Annotated in this window: 4 protein-coding genes; 2 read left to right on the top strand and 2 right to left on the bottom strand. The window is 75.3% G+C overall.

The genetic code is table 11. The features are described 5' to 3' along the window. A partial coding sequence (locus VGP36_02030; GenBank protein ID HEV7653500.1) for a tetratricopeptide repeat protein occupies nucleotides 1-1,733 on the top strand: 1,733 nt, incomplete at its 5' end. Here VGP36_02030 and VGP36_02025 read toward each other — a convergent pair. Beyond that, nucleotides 1,717-2,235 (bottom strand): Calx-beta domain-containing protein, encoded by a 519-nt coding sequence (locus VGP36_02025; GenBank protein ID HEV7653499.1) that lies wholly within the window; start codon nucleotides 2,233-2,235, stop codon nucleotides 1,717-1,719. The two genes, VGP36_02030 and VGP36_02025, sit on opposite strands and share 17 nt — an antisense overlap. A 130-nt stretch (nucleotides 2,236-2,365) precedes the next feature. Here VGP36_02025 and VGP36_02020 point away from each other — a divergent pair, with 130 nt between their 5' ends. After that, on the top strand, nucleotides 2,366-3,172 hold the full coding sequence (locus VGP36_02020) for a BTAD domain-containing putative transcriptional regulator (GenBank protein HEV7653498.1): 807 nt from the start codon (nucleotides 2,366-2,368) through the stop codon (nucleotides 3,170-3,172). Here the strand turns inward: VGP36_02020 and VGP36_02015 are convergent. Beyond that, nucleotides 3,147-3,649 (bottom strand): hypothetical protein (locus VGP36_02015; GenBank protein HEV7653497.1); only part of this gene is annotated, 503 nt, incomplete at its 5' end. The genes VGP36_02020 and VGP36_02015 overlap by 26 nt on opposite strands.

The following is a 3,649-nucleotide window of genomic DNA, read 5'->3' as shown; positions in this document are numbered from 1 at the left end:
CGCAGGTGCTGCCGCTGGTGCCGACCGGCGACGCCAGCCTGCTGGTCGTGACCAGCCGGCACGACCTGGCCGCGCTGCTGGTGCACCACGAGGTCCGCCTGGTCGACGTGGACCTGCTGACCGGCGTCGAGGCGGCCGCGCTGCTGGAACGGGTCGTCGGCGTCGACCGGGTCCGCTCCGAGCGTTCCGCCGCGGCCGAGGTCGTCGAGCTGTGCGGCCGGCTGCCGCTCGCGTTGCGGCTGGCCGCGGCCAAGCTCGCCGGGCGGCCGCGCCGGCCGATCGCGGAGCTGGTCACCGAGCTGACCGGACAGGATCGGCTGGCCGCGCTCTCGGTCGAGGGCGACGCGCGCGGGCTCCGGGCGGTGTTCGCCTCCGGGTACGGGGCACTGAGCCCGCCGGCCGCGCGGCTGTTCCGGCTGCTGGGCCTGCATCCCGGCCTCAGCTTCACCGCCTCGCTGGCCGGGTCACTGGCCGGGACTCCGGACGCCGCGCTGCACGAGCTCGCCCGTGCGCACCTGGTCGAGGACCTCGGCTCGGCCCGGTACCGCTTCCACGACCTCATCCGGCTCTACGCGGCCGAGCGCGCCTCCGCAGAAGAGCCGGAGCCCGAACGGGCCGCCGCGGTCGCCCGGATCCTGGACTGGTCCGTCGCGGTCGCCGCGGCCGGCAACCGCATCCTGGACCCGGGCCGGGACCGGGTCACCGCCGTACGGACCCTGCCCGAGCTGCCGTTCGAGTCGACCCCCGCGGCAGCGCTGGCGTTCCTCGACGGCGAGCACGTGAACCTGCTGGCCACGGTGGAGTACGCGGCCGGCCGGGGCCACGAGACCGCGGCCTGGCAGCTGTGTTACCTGCTGGCCGGCTACTTCGAGTCGCGCGGGCACTGGGGCGATCGGGTCGCCATGTACCGGTTCGGGCTGGCCGCGGCCCGGCGGCTGGAGGAACCCGCGATCACCGGCCTCATGCTCAGCGGGCTCGGCGTCGCCTGCATCGCCGCCCGCCGGCACGCCGAGGCGCTGGACCACCTCCGCCCGGCGCTGGAGCTGATGCGGGTCAGCGGCGACCGGCGCGGCGAGGGCCACGTACACAACAACATCGCCGCCGCGCTCGGCGAGCTGCACCGCTACGACGAGGCCATCCTGTCCTGCGAGCAGGCGCTGGAGGTGCACACCCGCAACGGGCACCGGCTCGGCATGCGGCTGGCGCTGAACAACCTCGGCTGCGCGCACGCGCGGGTCGGCGACGTCGAGCGCGGCGTCGAGTACCTGGAGCGGGGCCTGCGGCTGGCCCGCGACGACGGCGACCGCCGGCTCGAGGCCGGCATCCTGCAGAGCCTGGGCGAGACCCACCGAGCCCGCGGCGGTCACCGGGACGCGCTGGAGGCGCTCGGACAGGCGTTGCGGCTGCGCCGGGGCCAGGGCGAACGCCGGTACGAGGTGGAGACGCTCACCGAGATCGGCCGGGCCCAGCTCGACGCGGGCGACCCGGTCTCGGCCCGGGACAACGCCCTGCGGGCGCACCGGCTCAGCGTCGAGGTCGGCGACCAGCACCTGGAGGCGACCGCCGCCGCGTTGCTCGGCCGGGCCCAGCTGGCGGCCGGCGACCTCGCCGACGCCCAGGGCTGGCTGCGGGCCGCGGGGGAGCTGCGGCGGCGGATCCCCGACCGGCCGGAGGAGGCCGGCATCCGCGCCGGTCTGGCCGAGCTCGCGGCCCGGCTCACTCCGAGCAGATGAACCCGCCGCCGACGCCGCCCTTGACGTGATCGTCGTTGACGATGATCTGGGGCGCCTCGGCCACGCCGATCCGCGCGCCGCCGGTGGGGACGGACAGCAGCAGCGAGAAGCACTCGTTCGGCTCAGGTTGCAGGTCGGCGACCACCTGGACCGACACGGTCGTCGCCGCCGCAGTCCCGGCCTTGTACGCGATCGTGCCCGACTTCACGACGAAGTCTTCCTTCGCGCGGGCCGTGTACGCGACGGTCTGGTAGCGGACCGAACCGGCCAGCGGGCAGCCGGTGCTGGTCACGGCGACGTTCAGCGTGGTGAAGCCGCCCCGGATCGACCCCTCGACGACCCGGGACCTGGTCACGCTCACCACCCGCGGGCCGGTGCAGGCCGCGGCGGCACCCTGGCCCATCGGCGCGGCCACCGCCGGGCTCGCGGTGAGGCCGGCGCTCGCGACGCCCCCGATGACGGCCAACGCCACGCCCAGCCGGCGGAATCTCCCGAACACCACGCCTCCACGGTCCGTACCTGGGCCGTCCTTTGGCCCGGGCGACAGCGTGGCGGGGCCCGGTTGTGGAAACGTTGTGCTCGGGCCGCGGGCGTACAACGGCGGCACATCCGGCCGCTTCTACAACTCCGTCATGCTCGTTGCTCACGACGTACAGGTGGCGATCCGGGTGCTCGGCCGCTTCGAGGTGACCCGGGACGGGATCCCGGTCCCGGACACCGAGTGGCAGTCGCGCAAGGCCCGGGAGCTGCTGAAGATCCTCGTCGCCCGCCGCGGCCGGGCCTGCCCCCGCGGCCGGCTGGTCGAGCTGCTCTGGCCGGACGAGGACGACCCGGCCGTGCTGAGCAACCGGCTCTCGGTCGCGCTGGCGACCGTGCGCCGCATCCTGGATCCGGCCCGGACCAACCAGTTCCTGATCACCGAGGGCGGCAGCGTCGCCCTGCACCGGGTCGACGTGGACGTCGAGACCTTCCTGCGGGACGCGACCGAGGGGCTGCGGACCCGCTCGGGCGTCCTCCTCCGCCGGGCCACGGCCCTCTACCGGGGCGACGTCCTGGAGGAGGACCTGTACGCGGACTGGTCGCACGACCTGCGCGAGGAGGCCCGCGCGGTCTGCCTGGCCGCGCTGCGGGCGCTGGCCGCCGACACCACCGACCCCGACGAGGCGGTGCTGCTGCTGCTCCGGCTGCTCGAGCAGGACCGGTACGACGAACCCGCGCACCTGGCGCTGATCTCGGTACTGCTGCCGGCCGGCCGGTGGGGCGAGGCCGACCGGGCCCACCGGCGCTACCGGTCCCGGATGGCGGAGATCGGGATCGAACCGGCCGCGGTCCCGGGCCTGCCGCGCCGGCCGCGCGTGCGCCGTCCCGGTGGTGGCAGTCCCCTCACCCTGCCACCACCGGTCCCGGCTGGGCTCAGACGCAGCCCTGGAACGTGGTGAGCCCCGCGGCCCCACCATCCAGCAGTCCGGACGCCTTCGTCACCAGCCCGCCGTCGCCCGTACGGTTCGCCTGGGCGAGCAGGGTCATGCCCTGCGAGAGCTGGCTCTCCAGCTGGTCCCACCCCGGCTTCGGCCCGGGGAAGGGCCACTTCCGCCGCGGGCAGAGGTCGCCGTCCGGGTCGCCCGGCGCCCAGCTGGCGTTGCCGGCCTGAGCCGCGCCGGTGGACAGGGTCTTGATCGCCGCGTCGTGGATCCGCTTGGCCGCGACCGGGTCCTTGGTCCGGGCGGCGGTGATCAGCCCGGACACCCCGCTGGCCACCGACCGCGTGACCGCCGGGATCTGCTGCTTGGTGAGGATGTCCTGGACCTTGAACAGCGGCCCGGGACAGCCCTCGCACCCGTCGATGATCTCCGGGTGGATCACGGTCTGCGAGACCGCGCTCGCGGGCGCCGCCGTGAATGCCGGCACCACCATCG

This window comes from Mycobacteriales bacterium, from assembly GCA_035995165.1.
Taxonomy (GTDB): domain Bacteria; phylum Actinomycetota; class Actinomycetes; order Mycobacteriales; family CADCTP01; genus CADCTP01.
Note: the sequence above shows the minus strand (reverse complement) of the source record. Positions and strands in the feature narration are given on the sequence as shown.